This window comes from Plantibacter sp. CFBP 8804 (genome assembly GCF_014841225.1).
GTDB classification, from domain to species: domain Bacteria; phylum Actinomycetota; class Actinomycetes; order Actinomycetales; family Microbacteriaceae; genus Plantibacter; species Plantibacter auratus.
Genome location: NZ_JACYTU010000001.1, coordinates 91,364 through 109,152, shown reverse-complemented (window position 1 = coordinate 109,152; position 17,789 = coordinate 91,364). Strand labels below are relative to the sequence as shown.

The window sequence follows — 17,789 nt, the reverse complement described above, 5'->3', positions numbered from 1 at the left end:
GCGGACGCCGAGGTGGTCTGTGATCCAGCCTAACCGTCACCGCTGACGGTCGACTCCTGCGACGTCGTCACGCATGGCGCCGGGAGGGCTGGGCGTCGGTTCAGTCGAGTTCGAGCACGGACAGGGCGTGCTGGAGGTCCGCCGGATAGGCAGCCTCGAACCGCACGAACTCTCCCGTGGCCGGGTGGGCGAACCCGAGCTTCGTGGCGTGGAGCCACTGGCGGTTCAGCCCCAGCCGCGCTGAGAGCGCAGCGTCTGCTCCGTACATCGCGTCGCCGACGCAGGGGTGCCGCTGGGCCGCCATGTGCACGCGGATCTGGTGGGTGCGGCCGGTCTCCAGGTGCACCTCGAGCAGCGAGGCGTACGGGAACGCCTCGAGCGTCTCGTAGTGCGTGATCGACGGCTTGCCGTCGGCGGTCACGGCGAACCGCCAGTCGTGACGTGGATGGCGGCCGATCGGTCCGTCGATGGTGCCGGCGAGTGGATCGGGATGCCCCTGCACCACAGCGCGGTAGATCTTCTCGACCTCGCGGTCGTGGAAGGCCCGCTTGAGCCAGGTGTAGGCCCGCTCGGTCTTCGCGACGACCATGAGGCCGCTCGTCCCGGCGTCCAGCCGATGGACGATGCCCGCGCGCTCGGCGGCTCCCGAGGTCGAGATACGGAAGCCCGCCGCCGCGAGGGCGCCGAGCACCGTCGGGCCCTCCCAACCGACCGAGGGATGCGCCGCGACGCCCGCAGGCTTGTCGACGACGACGATCTCGTCGTCGTCGTGGACGATACCGAGGTCGGGGACGGCGATCGGGACGATCACGGCCTCCCGCCGAGGCGTCCATTCGATCTCGAGCCAGGCGCCGCCGAGCAGGCGATCGGACTTGTCGACCGACTTCCCGTTCATGGTGACACCGCCGGCCAAGGCCACCTCGGCTGCGTAGCTGCGCGAGAAGCCCAGGAGCTTGGCGAGTCCGGCGTCGACGCGCTCGCCGTCGAGTCCGTCGGGGACGTACAGACTGCGGGACTCGTTCACGGGCGACCTGCGTCCGGGCTCGCGTCGCCAGGCTCCGCAGGATCGAGGACGGCCGCGTCGGCTTCGGCCTCGCGGTCCTCCGCCTCCTGGGCGGCTCGTTCACTCGCTCGCGTCGTGCGCGTGCCGTCGAGGTTGACACCGAAGAGCGTCAGGAGGATGAACAGCGCCATGCTGACCACGATGCAGATGTCGGCCACGTTGTAGATCGCGGGGAGCATCCAGGGCGTCGAGATGAAGTCGACGACGTGGCCGAGGCCGAAGGACGGCTCTCGGAAGAGGCGGTCGGTCAGGTTGCCGAGCACGCCGCCGAGGAGCAGACCGAAGACGATCGCCCACGCACGCGAACGGATGCGGCGCGCGAACCAGACGATGACGACGACGACGACCGCGGCGAGGATCGAGAAGATCCAGGTGTAGCCGGCCCCCAGCGAGAAGGCGGCACCCGAGTTCTTGACGAAGTACAGGACCAGCGCCTGTCCGAAGACGGGGACGGACTCACCGACCGTCAGGTTGGTGGTGACGAGGAACTTCGTGAACTGATCGGCCGAATAGGCCACGACGGCAACCAGCGCCAGGACTGCAAGAGTCCTGGCGCTGGCCTTCGACGGTGATGCGGGAGACAACCGGGTGTCTGCGCTAGACCGCTGCGCTGTCGGCGGTGACGCCGGACTTCGCATCGGGTGCGGAGCTCGACGACGAGGCGTCGAGGTCCTTCAGCTGACCCTCGATGTAGCCGCGGAGCTGCGAGCGGTACTCACGCTCGAAGTTGCGCAGCTCGTCGATCTTGTGCTCCAGCACGGAGCGCTCCTGCTCGAGGATCTGCATCTGTGCGCGCTGCTTGGCCTCGGCCTCGGCGACGACACGTGCCGCGGTCGCGTGACCCTCGGCGATGAGTGCGTCGCGACGCTGAGCGCCCTCTGCGACGTGCTCGTCGTGCAGACGGCGGGCCAGCTGCAGGAGGTTGTTGGAGCTCTCGGCCGTGTTGTCGGTCGACTCGGCGGCAGGAGCCGCTGCGGGTGCGACGACCGGAGCCGGTGCGGGAGCGGGCTCAGCCTTTGCGAGCGCGGCGGGAGCGGAGGAGCCGCCCTTCTGCAGCTCGGCGACCTTGGCCTCGGCCGCGGTCAGCTTCTGCTGGACCTCGTCCTTCTCCTGGATGAGGCGACGCAGTTCGACGACGACCTCGTCGAGGAAGTCGTCCACCTCGTCCTGGTCGTAGCCTTCGCGGAACTTGGTCTGCTGAAACCGCTTCTGGACCACGTCTTCGGGAGTGAGCGCCATAGCGAACCACCTTCACTGTCGAATCGAAAATCTGTGTACAACGCCCCCACGCTAGCAAAGTCTGACCCAGTGGGTGAGACATGTTGTCAGCGTCGGAGCTTCCCGTCAGGTGACGGGCGTTCTATCGTAGCCGCACAATCGTCGCGAACCCTGCGCGGGCTCCGACGTCGGCGGCTACAGGAGCTGGACGAGCGTCATCGCGATGATGCAACACAGCATCGTCAGCGTCCAACCGAAGTCGAGCGCGACGGGACCGACCGCGACGCGCGGCAGGACACGTCGGAAGAACCGGATCGGCGGGTCGGTGACCGTGAAACTGAGCTCGGCGAGGACCAGGCCGACGCCCGACGGTCGCCACTGCGGGCGGAGTACCCGAGCCAGGTCGAGGATGAACCGCGCCCAAAGGACGAAGAAGTACAGGAGCAGCGCGAGATAGAGGATCGTGCCGATCACGGAGATGAGAGAAGCCACCCCTCGATTATGACTGAGCGAAGAAGGTCGCCTCGGTCGCTTCCGGTGCGCCCTGCCCGTTGTCGCCGGAAACGGCGACGTGCTCGGGCGAGAGCAGGAAGACCTTGCTCGTCACTCGCTCGATCTTCCCGTAGAGGCCCTGCGAGAGGCCACTGGCGAAGTCGATGAGGCGTCGGGCGTCGCCGTCGCTCATCTGGGAGAGGTTGATGATGACCGGGACACCGTCGCGGAAACTCTCGGCGATGATCTGAGCGTCGCGGTACTGCTTGGGGTGCACCGTGAGGATCTCGTTGAGGTCGGAGCTCGGGGCGACCGGCTGACGGACCGGGACCGGCTTGCGCAGCGGGGTCACGGGAGCGGCCTTCTCGACGCGCTCGACCCGCTCTGCGCGCTCGGGACGCTCTGCCCGGCGAGGCTCGGCCTGCTGCGTGGGCTCGGCCTGGGCAGCGTGCTGCTGCTCGTACTCGAGATCATCGTCGGCGAGCCCGAGGTACACCATGGTCTTCTTCAGTGGGTTCGACATCGTTTCCTCCGTGATCTGCGGTCCTTGCACCTTCGAGATTAACGTCACACCGGGCGATTCCCGGTGATTGCCGTGCCGATGCGTAGGTGTGTCGCGCCCGCCTCGATCGCCTCGACGTAGTCGTGGCTCATCCCGATCGACAGTCCATCGGCCTGCGGAGCGAGGGATCGCACCCGCGCAGACGCATCGACGACCCGCGCGAACGCGGCGGCCGGTGGTTCGTCGAGCGGGGCGACGGCCATGACGCCTCGCAGGAGGATACCGTCAGCCTCCAGCGCCTCCGTGGCGAGCGCTTCGAGCGCCGCATCGCCGACCACACCGCCGCGACCCGGGTCGTCGGTCAGGTTCACCTGGAGGAACACCTCGAGGAGTCGGTCAGGTGACGAGAGAGCGCGCAGGAGCTCGGGTCGGTCCACCGAGTGCACAGCGTCGACGTATCGACGCACCTGCTTGGCCTTGTTCGTCTGCAACTGGCCGATGAAGTGCCACCGCAACCCGAGCGCCGCAGCCGCCTCGGCCTTGTCGCGGGCCTCCGGGTGCCGGTTCTCCCCGACGTCGGTGACACCGGCCGCCGCGAGCTGCTGCACGAGCGCGACCGGATGGAACTTCGTCACGACGATGAGTGTCGGCTCGTCGGCTCGCCCGGCTGCACGGGCAGCGTCTGCGACGCGGCCGCGGATCGTGGTGAGGCGATCGAGCAGAGCCGGATCGGGCTCCGAAGAGCCCGATCCGGCCGGGGTGATCGTGTCGCCGCCCACTACTTCAGGAAGTCGGGGATGTCCAGCTCACCCTCGTCGTCGAACGAAGGGTCGACGACGGCGGTCTCGACGACTGCCTCGGGCTGACGGTGCGTCGCACCGGAGAAGGGTGAGGACGCGTTCTGCCTGGAGCCCCAGTCGCCACCGGAGGCGACCGGCGCCGCAGCAGGTGCCGAGCGGTGCTCGGACGACTCGGAGACCGTGTTGGCCGAGGTGCTGATGGGAGCGCTGGGCGCCTCGTCCGAGGTGCTCATGACGCCGCCCGAGATGACCGCGTCGGCCGGCGAGGCCGCCGTCCTGGTGAGAGGCTCGCCGCCGTCGAATCCGGCGGCGATGACCGTCACGCGCACCTCGTCGCCCAGCGTGTCGTCGACGACCGCACCGAAGATGATGTTCGCCTCGGGGTGCACGGCCTCCTGGACGAGCTTGGCGGCGTCGTTGATCTCGAAGATGCCGAGGTTCGAGCCACCCTGGATGGACAGCAGGACACCGTGGGCGCCCTCGATGCTCGCTTCGAGGAGCGGGGAGGCGACGGCGAGTTCGGCCGCCTTGATGGCGCGATCCGCCCCACGCGAGGAGCCGATACCCATCAGGGCGGAGCCGGCTCCCTGCATGACCGACTTGACGTCGGCGAAGTCGAGGTTGATGAGGCCGGGGGTGGTGATGAGGTCGGTGATCCCCTGGACACCGGCGAGGAGCACCTGGTCGGCGGTCGCGAACGCCTCGAGCATGCTGATGCCGCGATCGCTGATCTCCAGCAGGCGGTCGTTCGGCACGACGATGAGGGTGTCGACCTCCTCCTTCAGACGGGCGACGCCGAGCTCGGCCTGGGCCTGACGGCGACGACCCTCGAAACCGAACGGCTTCGTGACGACACCGATGGTCAGCGCACCGATCGACTTCGCGATCCGCGCCACGACGGGTGCGCCACCGGTTCCGGTACCGCCACCCTCACCGGCGGTGACGAACACCATGTCGGCGCCGGCGATGGCCTCTTCGATCTCCTCGGCGTGATCCTCCGCCGCGCGGCGTCCGACCTCGGGGTCGGCGCCGGCGCCGAGGCCGCGGGTGATCTCGCGGCCGACGTCGAGCTTGACGTCGGCATCGCTCATCAGCAGTGCTTGCGCGTCCGTGTTGATGGCGATGAATTCCACGCCTCGGAGGCCGAGCTCGATCATGCGGTTGACCGCGTTGACGCCGCCGCCGCCGATACCGACGACCTTGATGACGGCGAGGTAGTTCTGGTTTGTAGTCACTTCAGGCCTCCGTGAGAACTCTCAACCTCTAGTTAAGGTTTAAAGTTATGCTGCGTATGCATTTTCTGTCCTGAGCACGACGTTAGGGCCCAGTCCCGACCGTGTCGGGACGCTTCCGGGCGTGTCGGCACATCGACGGGAATATCCCGGCGTGCTTCCTCAGCGGACGATCGCGGCGGACGGCGACGACACGTCGTACTGGTTCACCTGGGAGGGATCGGTGGCCGCCATCGTCTTGGCGAGGATCACTGCTTTCACGGCTGAGTCCTCGGCACTCCCCCACACGACCTCGGCGGGCGAGTCCACGAGCGTGAGGGTGACGTCGTCCGCGGTCGACGCCGAGACCGACGCCACGCGGGCGCGGAGATCCGTCGGGAGCGCCCGGATCACCGCGGCCGCGGCGACGAAACCCTTGGAGGTCGGGCCGCCGGTGACCATGAGCGTCGGATACCCGGCGATCGGCTGGTCGCTGCGCTCGATCGTGACCCCAGCGGCGTCGACAAGGGTGTACACCGACCCTGATTGCAGCACACCCACCGGCTCGCGTTCGACGATCCGCACGACGAGCGTGCTCGGGGGCTGCGATTCGAGGGAGTAGCTCGCGATGAGCGGGTACCCGACGAGTACCGCCTTGACGGCGCCCGGGCTGACCAGTGCGAGTGGGCGACCCAGCTGGTCGCTGAGCGCCTCGGTGATCTCGGCCTGGTTCACCCGGCTCGCACCGACGACCTCGATGGACCGGACGGCCAGCAGCGGCGAATAGGCTCCGGCGAGCGAGACGACGATCAGGACGCCGAGGATCGCGGCCGCGATCACCCACGGACGGTGGCGGCCGCGCTTGCGGGCCGTGAACCGACGGATCTCCTGGCGTTCGTGACGACGTCGCAGCTTGGCGGCCTCACGCGGGGTGAGGAACGCCTCATCCTCCGGTTCGTCCGGGCGCTCCAGGGTCGCCGTCGCCGAGGCGGAGGACGCCGCCGCCGGTTTCGCGTCGACCTTCGACGATGGTGCCGGCGTCGATGAGGCCGACTTCGACTTCGCCTTCGACTTCGAGCCCGACGGCTGGGACGGTGCGCCGGCACCCGACCGCTTCGGCCGGAGCCGCGCGGCGTCCAGTTCGATGACGTCCGTCTCCTGCTCGGCGACGGGCTCAGCAGGCGCGCCGGCGCGGTCCACCGGCGCGGACGCCGACGGTCGAGTCTGACGCTCGGGGCGCGGGCTGGCCGCGGGGTCGAAGCCGTCCGGGCGTTTCACCGGACGCCCATCAGACGGACTCGCGACCGGCGATGGCCTCGAGGAGCTGCGGCACGATCCGATAGACGTCGCCACATCCGAGCGTGATGACGAAGTCGCCGGGTCGCACGACCGTCGCCGTGTAGTCCGCGGCGCGCTGCCAGTCGTCGATGTATGCGACGCGGTCCGCGTCGGAGAACCGGGTCGACACGGTCGCACCGGTCACACCGGGCTCGGGGTCCTCGCGCGCGCCGTAGACCTCGAGCACGACCGTGTGGTCGGCGTACCGTTCGAGGGCGTCGGCGAACTCCTGGGCGAACAGGCGGGTCCGGCTGTACAGATGCGGCTGGTGGACCGCGATGATGCGTCCGTCGCCGACCACCGTGCGCGCTGCGGCGAGGGCGGCGGCGACCTCGGTGGGGTGGTGCGCGTAATCGTCGTAGACGCTCACACCGTCGACGACACCGTGCAGTTCGAATCGACGCTGCGTCCCGCCGAAGGCGGTGATACCTCGGAGCGCGTCCGCCGGGTCGAACCCGACACCGACGAGGACCGCGAAGGCGCCGGCCGCGTTGATGGCGTTGTGGCGCCCGGGCACGCGGAGTGTCGCCGCGTAGCTGGTGCCCTCGTAGCTGAGCTGGAACGAGACCGGGCCGGTGGAGCCGACGTCGTGCAGTCGGACGTCCGCGTCGGCGGCCTCTCCGAAGGTCAGCACGCGTTTGCCGTCGGCGGCCGCGCGGAGCGCCGGGGTGATCCGGACCGCGCCGGCGTCGTCCGAGGAGATGACGACGAGTTCGCGTGCCTGCTGGGCGAAGGTCACGAACGCCTGCTCGAACGCTTCGAGCGAGCCGTAGTGGTCCAAGTGGTCGGGGTCGATGTTCGTGATGAGCGCGACGGCCGTGTCGTAGAGCAGGAACGAACCGTCGGACTCGTCCGCCTCGACGACGAACAGTTCTCCGGCGCCGCGGGCCGAGCTCAGCCCGAGGGACTCGATCACGCCACCGTTGACGAAGCTGGGGTCGGCACCGAGCTCCAGGAGCGCCGTGATGATCATGCCGGTCGACGTCGTCTTCCCGTGTGCCCCCGCGACGGAGATGAGTCGCGTACCGGAGGTCAGCCACGCGAGCGCCTGCGACCGGTGCAGGATCGTCAGACCCCGTTCCTTCGCGAGCAGGTACTCGGGGTTGTCCGCCCACAGCGCTCCGGTCACGACGAGGGTGTCCGCATCACCGACGTTCTGCGCATCGTGGCCGATGGCGACCGGGACCCCGAGTTCGCGGAGGGCGTCGATGTTCTTCGACTCGCGCACGTCCGAGCCGGTCACGCGTGATCCGGCGCTCACGAACAACCGTGCGATGCCGCTCATCCCGCTGCCGCCGATGCCGACGAAGTGCACGACGCCGAGGTCGGCGGGGATCTCGACGGTGGGGTCTGGCTTGATCACGGTGTCACGCTTTCTGGGAAGACTGGATCACCGGCCGCGCACGCGCTGCACCGATGGTTGGAGCGCCTCATCGATGAGGGCGATGACGCGAGCCGTGCCGTCGGAGACACCGACGCTCATGGATTGGGCGGCCAGGTCGTCGACCCGGTGCCGATCGCTCAGCAACGGGACGAGGTGCTCATGCACCCAGGCCGGCACGAACTGCGCGTCATCTACCATAACCGCTCCCCCGGCACGCACGACGTCGGCGGCGTTGAAGCGCTGCTCACCGTTGCCGACCGGATAGGGCACGTAGACGGCCGGCAGCCCGACCGCACACAGCTCGCTGACCGTGGCGCTGCCCGCACGCGACACCGCGAAGTCGGCTGCGGCGATGGCGAGCTCCATCCGGGAGCAGTACTCGAGCAGGTGGTAGTGGTCGACACCCGGATCCGAGATCTCGCTCTTCGCACCCGTGATGTGGAGCACCTGCCAGCCGGCCGCGACGACGTCTTCGGCGCTCTGACTCATCGTCGCGTTGATCCGTCTCGCGCCGAGCGAACCGCCGGTGACGAGCAGCAGCGGTCGGTCCGACACGAGGCCGAACTCGGCGAGGGCCGCCGGCCGGAGCGTCTCGCGGTCCAACTCCTCGATCTCGCGACGCAGCGGCATGCCGACGAAGCGTGCGTTGCGGATGGGCGTGTGGTGGAAGGCGACACCGACGTAGGGCGTGTACCTCGCACCGAGTCGGTTCGCGAGGCCTGGACGCGCGTTCGCTTCGTGGATGACCAGCGGGACGCCGGCGCGCCTGGCCGCCGTGTACGCCGGCGCGGCCGCGTAGCCACCGAAACCGATCACCACGTCCACGCGGTGCTCCCGGATCATCGCGACGACGGCTGCGACCGCCCGGCGGAGGCGACTGGGGAAGCGGAGTGCGTCGATGTTCGGACGGCGGGGGAAAGGCAGTTTGGGGATCGTGAGCAACTCGTAACCGCGTTCCGGGACGAGTCGAGCCTCAAGGCCCTCCGCCGTGCCGACGACGAGGATCGTCGCTTCAGGGTCTCTGGCGCGGAGTCCGTCGGCCACCGCCAACAGCGGATTGACATGGCCGGCGGTGCCGCCGCCGGCGAGAAGGTAGGTGGTCATCGGGTGACTCCGGAGGATTGGGGACGTCGAGCGGGTGACCGACGGGACTGCTGGGACGCGGGGCGCCCCCGCTCCCGGGCGAACGACAGGACGATCCCGATCGCGACGAGGGTGGTGAGCAGCGCCGTGCCGCCCGAGGACAGGAGTGGTAACGGCACGCCGAGCACCGGGAGGACTCCGAGGACGACGCCGATGTTCACGAGTGCCTGGCCGATGATCCAGGCCATGATGGCGCCGGTGGTGATCCGGACGAAGGAGTCGTCGCTGGTACGGATCACCCGGATGAACATGACGGCGAGGAAGACGAACAGCCCGAGGACGAGGACGGCGCCGATGAGGCCCAGCTCCTCGCCGATCGCCGCGAAGATGAAGTCGTTCGAGATCGCCGGCAGCCACCCGTACTTCGCGCGCGAGTTGCCGAGACCGACGCCCCAGAGGCCGCCGTTCGCCAGCGCCCACGTGCCGTGGGTCGACTGCCAGTCGGCGTTCTCGTAGTCGCCCTTGCCGTCGCCGAAGAACGCCATGATGCGCTGCATGCGGTTGGCGCTCGTGACGGCCATGATGAGGAACAGCACAGCCCCAGCGACCACCGGGATCGCGATGTGGCGCAGTCGCACTCCGGCGAAGTACAGCGCCGAGAACACGATGAGGGCCATGATCACGACGGTACCGAGGTCGCCACCGAGCAGGACGAGGCCGATGGAGAGACCGGCGAAGGGGATGACCGGGATCAGGGCGTGCTTCCACTCGAGGAGACGCGGTTGCTTGATCGTCAGCACGAGCCCGAGCCACACGACCAGCGCGAGCTTGACCGCTTCCGAGGGCTGCGCGGTGAAGCCGCCGATCTCGATCCAGTTGCGGTTGCCGCCGATCTCGTAGCCGAGCGGTGTGAAGACGAGCAGTTGCAGGCCCATCGCGACGAGGAGGAACACCCACGCCCACTTCTTCCAGAACCGTGCCGGGAAGCGGCTCACGATCAGCATGAGCGGGACACCGATCATCGCGAACGTCGCCTGGCGCCAGAACAGCCCGAAATACCCGTCGCCGGCTTCGTAGGACTCGACGGAGGACGAGGACAGCACCATGACGAGCCCGAGCCCGACGAGGAAGAGGGTGACACCCAGCAGGAGGAAGTAGTTCTTCGACTCCGGACGCAGCACCTTGCCCAGCGAGATCCGCGCACTCGACATGCCTCTCGGCGACGTCGGCGCGTCGGGTGTCCCACTACCTGAGGCGGTCCCCATCATCCGGGACGACGACGACCGCACGCGGCGCGGGTCAGCGCGAGGCGGATCGATCATCCGCCTCACCTCCCAGCTCTGCTTCGACGGCGGCCTGGAACAGGCGACCACGGTGCCCGTAGTCCGTGAACTGGTCCATCGAGGCGGCTGCAGGAGCGAGGAGCACGGTGTCCCCTGCCTGCGCGACCTCGGCGGCCCGGCGAACGGCCTCCGGCATGACGTGTTCAGTCTCCGCTGCGTCGACCTCGATGACGGTCAACGTCGGCGCGTGTCGCGCGAATGCCGCGAGGACCTCCGAGCGGTCGGCGCCGATCACGACGGCCGCGCGCAGGTGGTCGGCGTGCCGCTCCACCAGACGATCGATCGAGACGCCCTTCAACAGGCCTCCGACGATCCACACCACCGAGCGGTAGGCGGCGAGCGATGCGTCGGCGGCGTGCGGGTTGGTGGCCTTCGAGTCGTCGATCCAGTCCACCTCGAGCCTCCGGGCGATGAGCTGGATCCGGTGCGCGTCCAGACCGAACGACAGCAGGGTGTCGCGCACGGCCTCGACCGTGATGCCGGCGGCCCGGGCGAGTGCCGCTGCCGCCAGGATGTTGGCGACGATGTGCGGGGCGGCGAGCCCGCGCTGGGCGAGCGCTTCGACCGTCGTGATCTCGAGGGCGCTCGTCCGACGGTCGTCGAGGAACGCGCGGTCGACCAGGATGCCGTCCACGACGCCGAAGTCGCTCGGTCCGGGGACGTCGAGGCCGAACCCGACGGCGCGGGCACCGTCGACGACCTCGGCCTCCTCGACCATCGACATCGTCGCCGCGTCAGCGCGGTTGTAGACGCACGCGACCTTCGTGTTCTCGTACACCACGGCCTTCGCCGCCCGGTACGCCTCGGCGGAGCCGTGCCAGTCGAGGTGGTCGTCGGCGAGGTTCAGGCAGACGCTGGCGAGCGGTGAGACGATGCTCCGACCGCCCTGCAGGCCGAGGGTGTGCAACTGGTAACTCGAGAGCTCGACGACGAAGAAGTCGAAGCCCTGCGGATCACGGACGGCGTCCAGGACCGGGACGCCGATGTTGCCGCAGGGCGCCGCGCGGAAGCCCGCCTCGACGAGCATCGACGCCGTCAGCTGAACGGTCGTGGTCTTGCCGTTCGTGCCCGTGACGCAGATCCACTCGGCCGGGGTGCCGACCTTGTCGCGGACCCGCCAGGCGAGCTCGATGTCGCCCCAGACGGCGACCCCGGTCGCCTGTGCCCAGGTGACGACGGAGTGGTCGGGGTGGAATCCGGGTGAGACGACGACGAGTTCCGGAGCGAACTCGACGAGCTCGGACGGAACGGTCGACAGGTCCCGCTGGATGAGCCGCGCACCGATGACGCCGACGAGTTCGGCGCGTTCGTCCGCGGCCTCGCCTGCCAGGACCAGTACCTCCGAGCCGAGCTCGGTGAGCGTGTCGGCGACGGAGAACCCGGTCATCCCGAGCCCCAGGACGGCGACCCGGAGTCCCCGCCAGTCGGCGTGCCAGCTCCGGAGTCCGTCGAGGCGCTCGGCGCTCAACGGCTCAACCACTCGAGGTAGAAGGAACCCACACCCGCGGCGACGAGCAGACCACCGATGATCCAGAATCGGACGACGACGGTGACCTCGGCCCAACCCTTGAGTTCGAAGTGGTGGTGGATGGGGCTCATGAGGAAGATGCGCTTGCCGTGGGTGACCTTGAAGTAGGCGCGCTGCACGATCACCGAACCGGCCTCGATCACGAACAGCCCACCGACGAGCACCAGGAGGAGCTCGGTCTTGCTGAGGATGGCCAGAGCCGCGAGCGCTCCACCGAGCGCCAACGAACCGCTGTCACCCATGAAGATCTGCGCCGGCGAGGTGTTCCACCAGAGGAACCCGATGAGCGCGCCCACGATCGCCGCCGCGACCACGGCGAGATCGAGCGGGTCCCGGACGTCGTAGCACTTGTACGCCACGTCGGAGGCGAGCGAGGAGCTGAAGCACGACTGGTTGAACTGCCAGAACCCGATGATGATGTACGAGCCGATCGCGAGGATCGAGGCGCCGGTGGCCAGCCCGTCGAGCCCGTCGGTGACGTTCACACCGTTCGACGTCGCAGCCACGATCACCGAGGTCCAGAGGATGTAGAGCAGGATGCCGATCACCGGGATGCCGATCGCCATGAAGTTGATCGGGATGTCGCGGATGATCGAGATGTTGGTCGACGCCGGGGTGAACCCCTCGGTGTTCGGGAAGTTGATCGCGAGGACGGCGAAGACCGTCGCGACGATGAGCTGTCCGGCGACCTTCGCCCACCCGCCGAGGCCGAGACTCTGCTTCTTCCGCACCTTCAGGAAGTCGTCGATGAACCCGACGATGCCGAGACCGACCATCATCAGCAGGACGAGGAGCGCCGAGACGCCGACCTGTTCCTGGAAGATCAGATAGCTCGCGAAGAAACCGACGAGGGTGCCGACGATGATGATGACGCCGCCCATCGTCGCGGTCCCGCGCTTCGTGTGGTGGCTCTGCGGTCCGTCGTCGCGGATGAACTGGCCCCAGGCCAGCTTGCGGAACGCTCTGATGAAGAGCGGGGTCAGGAAGAGGGAGAACGCCAGCGAGATCGCTCCCGCGGCCAACAGGACTCTCATGCGTACAACTCCCCCAGTCGATCGCCCAGCAACCGGAGTCCGGCCGCGTTCGACGATTTGACGAGCACGGTGTCGCCCGGGGCGATCTCCGCGCTCAAGTACGCGAACGCCTCGTCCGCGGTCGCGAAGTACACCGACTCCCCGTCCCACGACCCTTCGTTGATCGCGGTGATGTGCATGCGGCGGGCCTCGGGGCCGACCACGACGAGGCGGCCGATGCCGAGCCGGACGACCTGGAGCCCGATCCGGTCGTGTTCCTCGCCCGCCCAGTCGCCCAGTTCGCTCATGGCGCCGAGGACCGCGATGGTCCGGCCGCGTTCAGCACCGATCTGGGCGAGGGTCCGGATGGCGGCCGACATCGAGTCGGGGCTGGCGTTGTAGGCGTCGTTGATGATGGACACGTCGTCGCGTCCACCGAGGGGCTCCATCCGCCAGCGCTCCGCCCGGCTCACGCTCTCGAGGGCGTCGACGATCAGGTCGATCTCCCCACCGAGTTCGTGGGCGGCTGCGGCCGCGGCGAGGGCGTTCATGACGTGGTGCTCGCCGAGCACCTTGAAGCGGACGGGCGCAGAGGAACCGTCGGGCAGGTGCAGCGTGAACGCGGTTCCGGACGCCGTCGCGACGATGTCGGTCGCGCGAACGGCGGCGCGATCGTCGAGGCCGAACCAGAGCACGCGTGCCCGGGTGGCGTCGGCCATGCCCGCCACCCGTGGATCGTCGAGGTTGAGGACGGCGACGTCCTCCGGGAGCAGCTCGGACACCATCTCGGTCTTCGCCGTGACGGTCGCTTCGATCCCACCGAACTCCCCCGCGTGGGCGAGTCCGACCTTCAGGACCACGCCGATGTCGGGCTTCGCCATGCGGATGAGTCGGGCGATCTCGCCGATGCCGCTGGCACCCATCTCCGCGACGAGGAACCGCGTCTCGTTCGTCACGCGCAGCATGGTGATCGGTGCACCGACCTCGTTGTTGAAGGAGGCCTTCGGGCTGACCGTCTCGCCGACCCGCTCGAGGACCGCGGCCAGGAGGTTCTTGGTCGTGGTCTTGCCGTTGGATCCGGTGATGCCGACGATCCGGAGTCGTCCGAGCGCGCGCACCCTCGAGATGACCTCGGTGGCGAGGGCGCCGAGCGCGGTCACGGAGTGCTCGACGACGATCTGCGGCACGGCGACGGCCAGTTCCCGTTCGACGATGAGCAGGGCGGCGCCGTTCGCGACCGCCGCATCCGCGAACAGGTGTCCGTCGGTCTCCTCGCCGGGCTTCGCGACGAAGATGTCGCCGGGCGTGATGAGTCGGGAGTCGGTGTCGGCGACGCCGGACACGACGAGGCCGGGGTCCGCCGAACCGGGGATCAGTCGGCCGTCGGTCGCAGCAGCGATCTCGGTGAGGGTCAGGTCGATCATCAGAGCCACCCTGCCTCTCGCAGCGCCTCACGCGAGTCGTCGCGCGCCGAGTACGGGAGCTTCACACCGGCGACCTCGTGGTAGTCCTCATGCCCCGGTCCGGCGTACAGGATGGTGTCGCCCTGACCGGCAAGCGCCAGCGCCGTGCGGAAGGCGGTCGCCGGATCGGCGACCTCGTGCAGCTCGCCGTGCGGCGCGGCTTCGCGGGCGGCCTCGAGGAGCACGCGTCGGATCGACGCCGGGTCCTCGCTCCGTGGGTGGAAGTCGGTGACCACCACGACGTCGGCACCCCGTGCAGCGATCGCACCCATGTCGCGACGCTTCGTCGTGTCGCGGTCTCCGTCGGCGCCGAACACCATGATCACGCGGCCCGGCGTGACGGCGCGGATGGCTGCGAGGGTGTTGAGGAACGCGTCGGGACTGTGCCCGTAGTCGATGTACACGACCGGGCCGCGGTCGCCACTGATCCGCTCGGCCCGCCCGGGGATGTAGGCGTCGATCCCACCGTCTCGTTCGAGGGCCTGGGCGATCATGTCGAACTCCACGCCGGACTCGACGAGCATCACGATCGCGAGCGCGGCGTTCGCCGCCATGAACCAGCCGAGCAGGGGCACGCTCGTCACCAGCACCCGGTCGCCGGGGCCGTCGAGTCGGAACGTCGTGGAGCCGGCGGTCTCCTCGAGGATCGTCATGCGCCAGTCGGCGTCGACCTCCGGGCGGGTCGTCAGGGTCGTCACCGGGATCCGGCTCTGCTCGACGAGTCGGCCGCCCCACTCGGAATCGATCGTGACGACACCACGTCGTGCGCGATCGGGTTCGAACAGCTCCCGCTTGGCCGCGAAGTACTCGTCGAAGTCGCCGTAGTCGTCGAAGTGATCGTGACTGAGGTTGGTGAAGCCGACGACGTCGAAGACGATGCCGTCGACGCGGTGCCTGGTCAGCGCCTGGGCGGAGACCTCGATGGCGACCGCGCGCACCTCGGACTCGCGCATGCGTGCGAGCAACGCGTGCAGCTCACTGGCCTCCGGCGTGGTGAGGGAGCTCGTCACCGCGAGCTCGCCGATGCGCCGCTCCGCAGTGGAGCTCAGCCCGGAGACGATCCCGAGTTGCGCGAGCATGCCGCTCAGGAGATAGACCACGCTCGTCTTGCCGTTGGTGCCGGTCACACCGAACAGCGTCGGCGGCTCCTCGGCGGTGCGGTACACCCAGGCTGCGAGGTGCCCGAGGGCGGCACGCGGCTCGGGCACGACGATGATCGGCAGGCCGGCCGCTGCGGCCAGGTCTCGTCCGGCGTCGTCCGTCAGCACCGCGACGGCGCCGCGTTCCTTCGCCTGCTCGGCGTATGCGGCGCCATGGGCGCGGACACCCGGCATGCCGATGTAGAGGTCACCGGGCTCGACGGCACCGGAGCTCAGGCTGACACCGCTGATCTCCACGCCGTCGGCTGATCCGTGCAGGTCGAGGTCGAATTCGGTCACCAGCTGCGAGAGCGCCCGCCGTTGCGGATGTTCCGGCCTGAGGCTGATCGGGCCCTGATTGTTCACGCTGAGCCCATCCTTCATGAGGTCGTTCAAAAACTGAGCGGCAGGTTCGGTGCCGGCTCCGTGGACGGCTGCACTCCCCTGCTCTTCAGCACCTGGGTGGTCACATCCCGGAAGATGGGAGCGACTGCAGCCGATGAATTCATCTTAACCGGGTCGGCCAGGTTCACCGAAACGACGAACTGCGGCGCCTCTGCAGGAGCGAAACCGGCCATCGAGACGAGGTAGCTCGAGCTGTAGCCTCCATCGCCGTCGGGCTGCTGTGCGGTGCCGGTCTTCATCGCCACCCGGTAGCCGGGGACGTCGACGTTCTTGGCCACCCAGCTCTCCTGGTCGACCATCTCGAGCATGTCGCTGACCTGCTTCGCCGCGTCGGCGGAGACGACCTGGGTTCCGGTCGCGTCGGGGACGTCGGTCATGGTGCCGTCGGCGTTCCGGCAACCCTCGACCAGCTGGACGGGCATGCGGACACCGCCGTTCGCGATCGTCTGGTACAGACTGGCGCCCTGGATCGCGGTCGTCGAGAAGCCCTGACCGAACATGGTCGCGTAATCCGTCTGGTTGTCCCAGTCCGCTGGGTCCGCCATGAGGCCACCGGACTCGCTCGGGAAGCCGACCTCGGTCTTCTGCAGCTGACCGAACTTCTGGAAGTAGGCGTAGCGGGTGTCGGCGCTCATCTTCTCGCCGAACTGCGAGATCCCCGTGTTGGACGATTCGACCATGACACCCGACAGGGTGAGGTTCAGATCCGCGTGGAACTCGCTGTCGTTGATGTCGGCACCGTTCGAGGGCTTGTACCGGAACGGAGCGACCACTTGGGAGTTCGGGTTCGCGACACCCTGGTCGATGAGCGCCGCGGCGGTGAGCGACTTGTACGTCGATCCCGGTTCGAACGGCGCGGCGAAGGCCCGTGAGCCTCGGTCTTCGGACGGTGTCGCGCTGACGTTGCCGGGATCGACGGCCGGGTACTCAGCGACGGCGAGGAGCTTGCCGGTCTTGACCTCCATCACCGTGACGACGCCCCAGCTCGCACCGACCGCTTCGGCCTGCGCGGCGAGCGACTGCTGCGAGAACCACTGGATGTCCTTGTCGAGCGTGAGCACGACGTCGCCGCCGTCCTTCGCCGGCTTCGTCACCGTGGTGCCGGGGAGCGGGAGACCGCCGCTGCCCTTCTCGTACGTCGTGCGACCGTTCTTGCCGGCGAGGCAGGAGTTCTCCATGAGTTCGACGCCCGCCTGGGCCTCGCCCTCCTCGCCCACGAAGCCGACGATGTTGCCGGCGACAGCACCGTTCGGGTACACCCGGTACGGCTCCTCCTTGAAGGTCGTCCACGGGATCTCCAGTGCCTTGAGCGCTCGGAGCTGGTCGAGCGTGAGCTTCTTGGCGATGAGGGCGTAGAGCGAGTCCTTGTCCGCGGCGAGGGCGTCCGTGATGAGCGCGAGGACCTCCGGACCGGGCTTCCCGATGATCGCGCCGATCTCGTTCGTCGCCTGCTCGAGGGTGATCGTCTGCTCGCTGCCGTCGACGTCGCGCTCGAACGGGCCGGCGTCCTTCGGGGATGCCGCCATGCTGTAGCGCATGACGGCTTCGGCGAGCACCGAACCGTCGGAGGCGAGGATGCTGCCGCGGGTGGCGAGGATCGTGTCGCCCGTCTCGGTCTTCTCGAGGGATTCGGCGCTCAAGGCACTCGCGCGGACCACCTGGATGTCGACCAGACGGAGGACGAAGAGCGTCATCACGATGGAGACCGCGACGATGGTGAACGCGAGGCGTCGGCGCGTGGTCTTCGTGTGTCTCACCATGATGCCCGCACCGCGTCCTCTCCCGACGTCGCACCTCCGAGCAGGGC

General features: G+C 68.6%; 16 protein-coding genes. All 16 read right to left on the bottom strand.

From position 1 onward, the window contains the following. Positions 1–100: 100 nt before the first annotated feature. Complete coding sequence (locus IFU11_RS00525; RefSeq protein WP_192017907.1) at positions 101–1,024, bottom strand: RluA family pseudouridine synthase; 924 nt, start codon at positions 1,022–1,024, stop codon at positions 101–103. Beyond that, positions 1,021–1,701: a signal peptidase II gene (gene lspA, locus IFU11_RS00520; protein WP_079706010.1), complete on the bottom strand. Its 681-nt coding sequence runs from the start codon at positions 1,699–1,701 to the stop codon at positions 1,021–1,023. Before lspA ends, IFU11_RS00525 begins: the two co-directional genes overlap by 4 nt. Then, positions 1,661–2,302, bottom strand: a complete 642-nt coding sequence (locus IFU11_RS00515; protein ID WP_079706011.1) for a DivIVA domain-containing protein — start codon at positions 2,300–2,302, stop codon at positions 1,661–1,663. The genes lspA and IFU11_RS00515 overlap by 41 nt, the downstream gene beginning before the upstream one ends. Before the next feature lie 174 nt (positions 2,303–2,476). Continuing rightward, entirely contained in the window at positions 2,477–2,773 is a 297-nt protein-coding gene (locus tag IFU11_RS00510; RefSeq protein ID WP_064296991.1) for a YggT family protein, read from the bottom strand. A gap of 7 nt (positions 2,774–2,780) precedes the next feature. Then, entirely contained in the window at positions 2,781–3,296 is a 516-nt protein-coding gene (locus IFU11_RS00505) for a cell division protein SepF (protein ID WP_064296992.1), read from the bottom strand. A 44-nt stretch (positions 3,297–3,340) separates the two neighbouring features. Further along, positions 3,341–4,054 (bottom strand): YggS family pyridoxal phosphate-dependent enzyme, encoded by a 714-nt coding sequence (locus IFU11_RS00500; protein WP_371742674.1) that lies wholly within the window; start codon positions 4,052–4,054, stop codon positions 3,341–3,343. Further along, entirely contained in the window at positions 4,054–5,310 is a 1,257-nt protein-coding gene (gene ftsZ / locus IFU11_RS00495) for a cell division protein FtsZ (protein WP_192017906.1), read from the bottom strand. The genes IFU11_RS00500 and ftsZ overlap by 1 nt, the downstream gene beginning before the upstream one ends. A 159-nt stretch (positions 5,311–5,469) precedes the next feature. Continuing rightward, complete coding sequence (locus IFU11_RS20675; protein ID WP_192017905.1) at positions 5,470–6,564, bottom strand: FtsQ-type POTRA domain-containing protein; 1,095 nt, start codon at positions 6,562–6,564, stop codon at positions 5,470–5,472. 10 nt (positions 6,565–6,574) lie between these two features. After that, positions 6,575–7,987 carry a UDP-N-acetylmuramate--L-alanine ligase gene (murC, locus tag IFU11_RS00485; protein ID WP_137241622.1) on the bottom strand — a complete coding sequence of 471 codons (1,413 nt, stop codon included), beginning with the start codon at positions 7,985–7,987 and terminating at the stop codon, positions 6,575–6,577. A 27-nt stretch (positions 7,988–8,014) separates the two neighbouring features. Further along, complete coding sequence (locus IFU11_RS00480; RefSeq protein ID WP_137241621.1) at positions 8,015–9,112, bottom strand: UDP-N-acetylglucosamine--N-acetylmuramyl-(pentapeptide) pyrophosphoryl-undecaprenol N-acetylglucosamine transferase; 1,098 nt, start codon at positions 9,110–9,112, stop codon at positions 8,015–8,017. Then, positions 9,109–10,413 (bottom strand): putative lipid II flippase FtsW, encoded by a 1,305-nt coding sequence (gene ftsW / locus IFU11_RS00475; protein ID WP_192017904.1) that lies wholly within the window; start codon positions 10,411–10,413, stop codon positions 9,109–9,111. The genes IFU11_RS00480 and ftsW overlap by 4 nt, the downstream gene beginning before the upstream one ends. Continuing rightward, positions 10,391–11,902, bottom strand: a complete 1,512-nt coding sequence (murD, locus tag IFU11_RS00470; protein ID WP_137241619.1) for a UDP-N-acetylmuramoyl-L-alanine--D-glutamate ligase — start codon at positions 11,900–11,902, stop codon at positions 10,391–10,393. The genes ftsW and murD overlap by 23 nt, the downstream gene beginning before the upstream one ends. After that, the gene (gene mraY / locus IFU11_RS00465) at positions 11,899–12,996 is read right to left on the bottom strand and encodes a phospho-N-acetylmuramoyl-pentapeptide-transferase (RefSeq protein WP_086473215.1); all 1,098 of its coding nucleotides are present in this window, start codon (positions 12,994–12,996) and stop codon (positions 11,899–11,901) included. Before mraY ends, murD begins: the two co-directional genes overlap by 4 nt. Then, positions 12,993–14,399 (bottom strand): UDP-N-acetylmuramoyl-tripeptide--D-alanyl-D-alanine ligase, encoded by a 1,407-nt coding sequence (locus tag IFU11_RS00460; protein ID WP_192017903.1) that lies wholly within the window; start codon positions 14,397–14,399, stop codon positions 12,993–12,995. Before IFU11_RS00460 ends, mraY begins: the two co-directional genes overlap by 4 nt. After that, positions 14,399–15,943 carry a Mur ligase family protein gene (locus tag IFU11_RS00455; protein WP_240043842.1) on the bottom strand — a complete coding sequence of 515 codons (1,545 nt, stop codon included), beginning with the start codon at positions 15,941–15,943 and terminating at the stop codon, positions 14,399–14,401. Before IFU11_RS00455 ends, IFU11_RS00460 begins: the two co-directional genes overlap by 1 nt. A gap of 26 nt (positions 15,944–15,969) precedes the next feature. After that, positions 15,970–17,742 carry a peptidoglycan D,D-transpeptidase FtsI family protein gene (locus tag IFU11_RS00450; protein WP_137241616.1) on the bottom strand — a complete coding sequence of 591 codons (1,773 nt, stop codon included), beginning with the start codon at positions 17,740–17,742 and terminating at the stop codon, positions 15,970–15,972. Positions 17,743–17,789: the final 47 nt, after the last annotated feature.

Coding starts and splice junctions, on each gene's coding strand:
- IFU11_RS00515 (WP_079706011.1), bottom strand. CDS start 2,302: ATGGCGCTCACTCCCGAAGACGTGGTCCAGAAGCGGTTTCAGCAGACC.
- ftsW (WP_192017904.1), bottom strand. CDS start 10,413: ATGATCGATCCGCCTCGCGCTGACCCGCGCCGCGTGCGGTCGTCGTCG.
- IFU11_RS00505 (WP_064296992.1), bottom strand. CDS start 3,296: ATGTCGAACCCACTGAAGAAGACCATGGTGTACCTCGGGCTCGCCGAC.
- IFU11_RS00450 (WP_137241616.1), bottom strand. CDS start 17,742: ATGGTGAGACACACGAAGACCACGCGCCGACGCCTCGCGTTCACCATC.
- lspA (WP_079706010.1), bottom strand. CDS start 1,701: ATGCGAAGTCCGGCGTCACCGCCGACAGCGCAGCGGTCTAGCGCAGAC.
- mraY (WP_086473215.1), bottom strand. CDS start 12,996: ATGAGAGTCCTGTTGGCCGCGGGAGCGATCTCGCTGGCGTTCTCCCTC.
- IFU11_RS00480 (WP_137241621.1), bottom strand. CDS start 9,112: ATGACCACCTACCTTCTCGCCGGCGGCGGCACCGCCGGCCATGTCAAT.
- IFU11_RS00460 (WP_192017903.1), bottom strand. CDS start 14,399: ATGATCGACCTGACCCTCACCGAGATCGCTGCTGCGACCGACGGCCGA.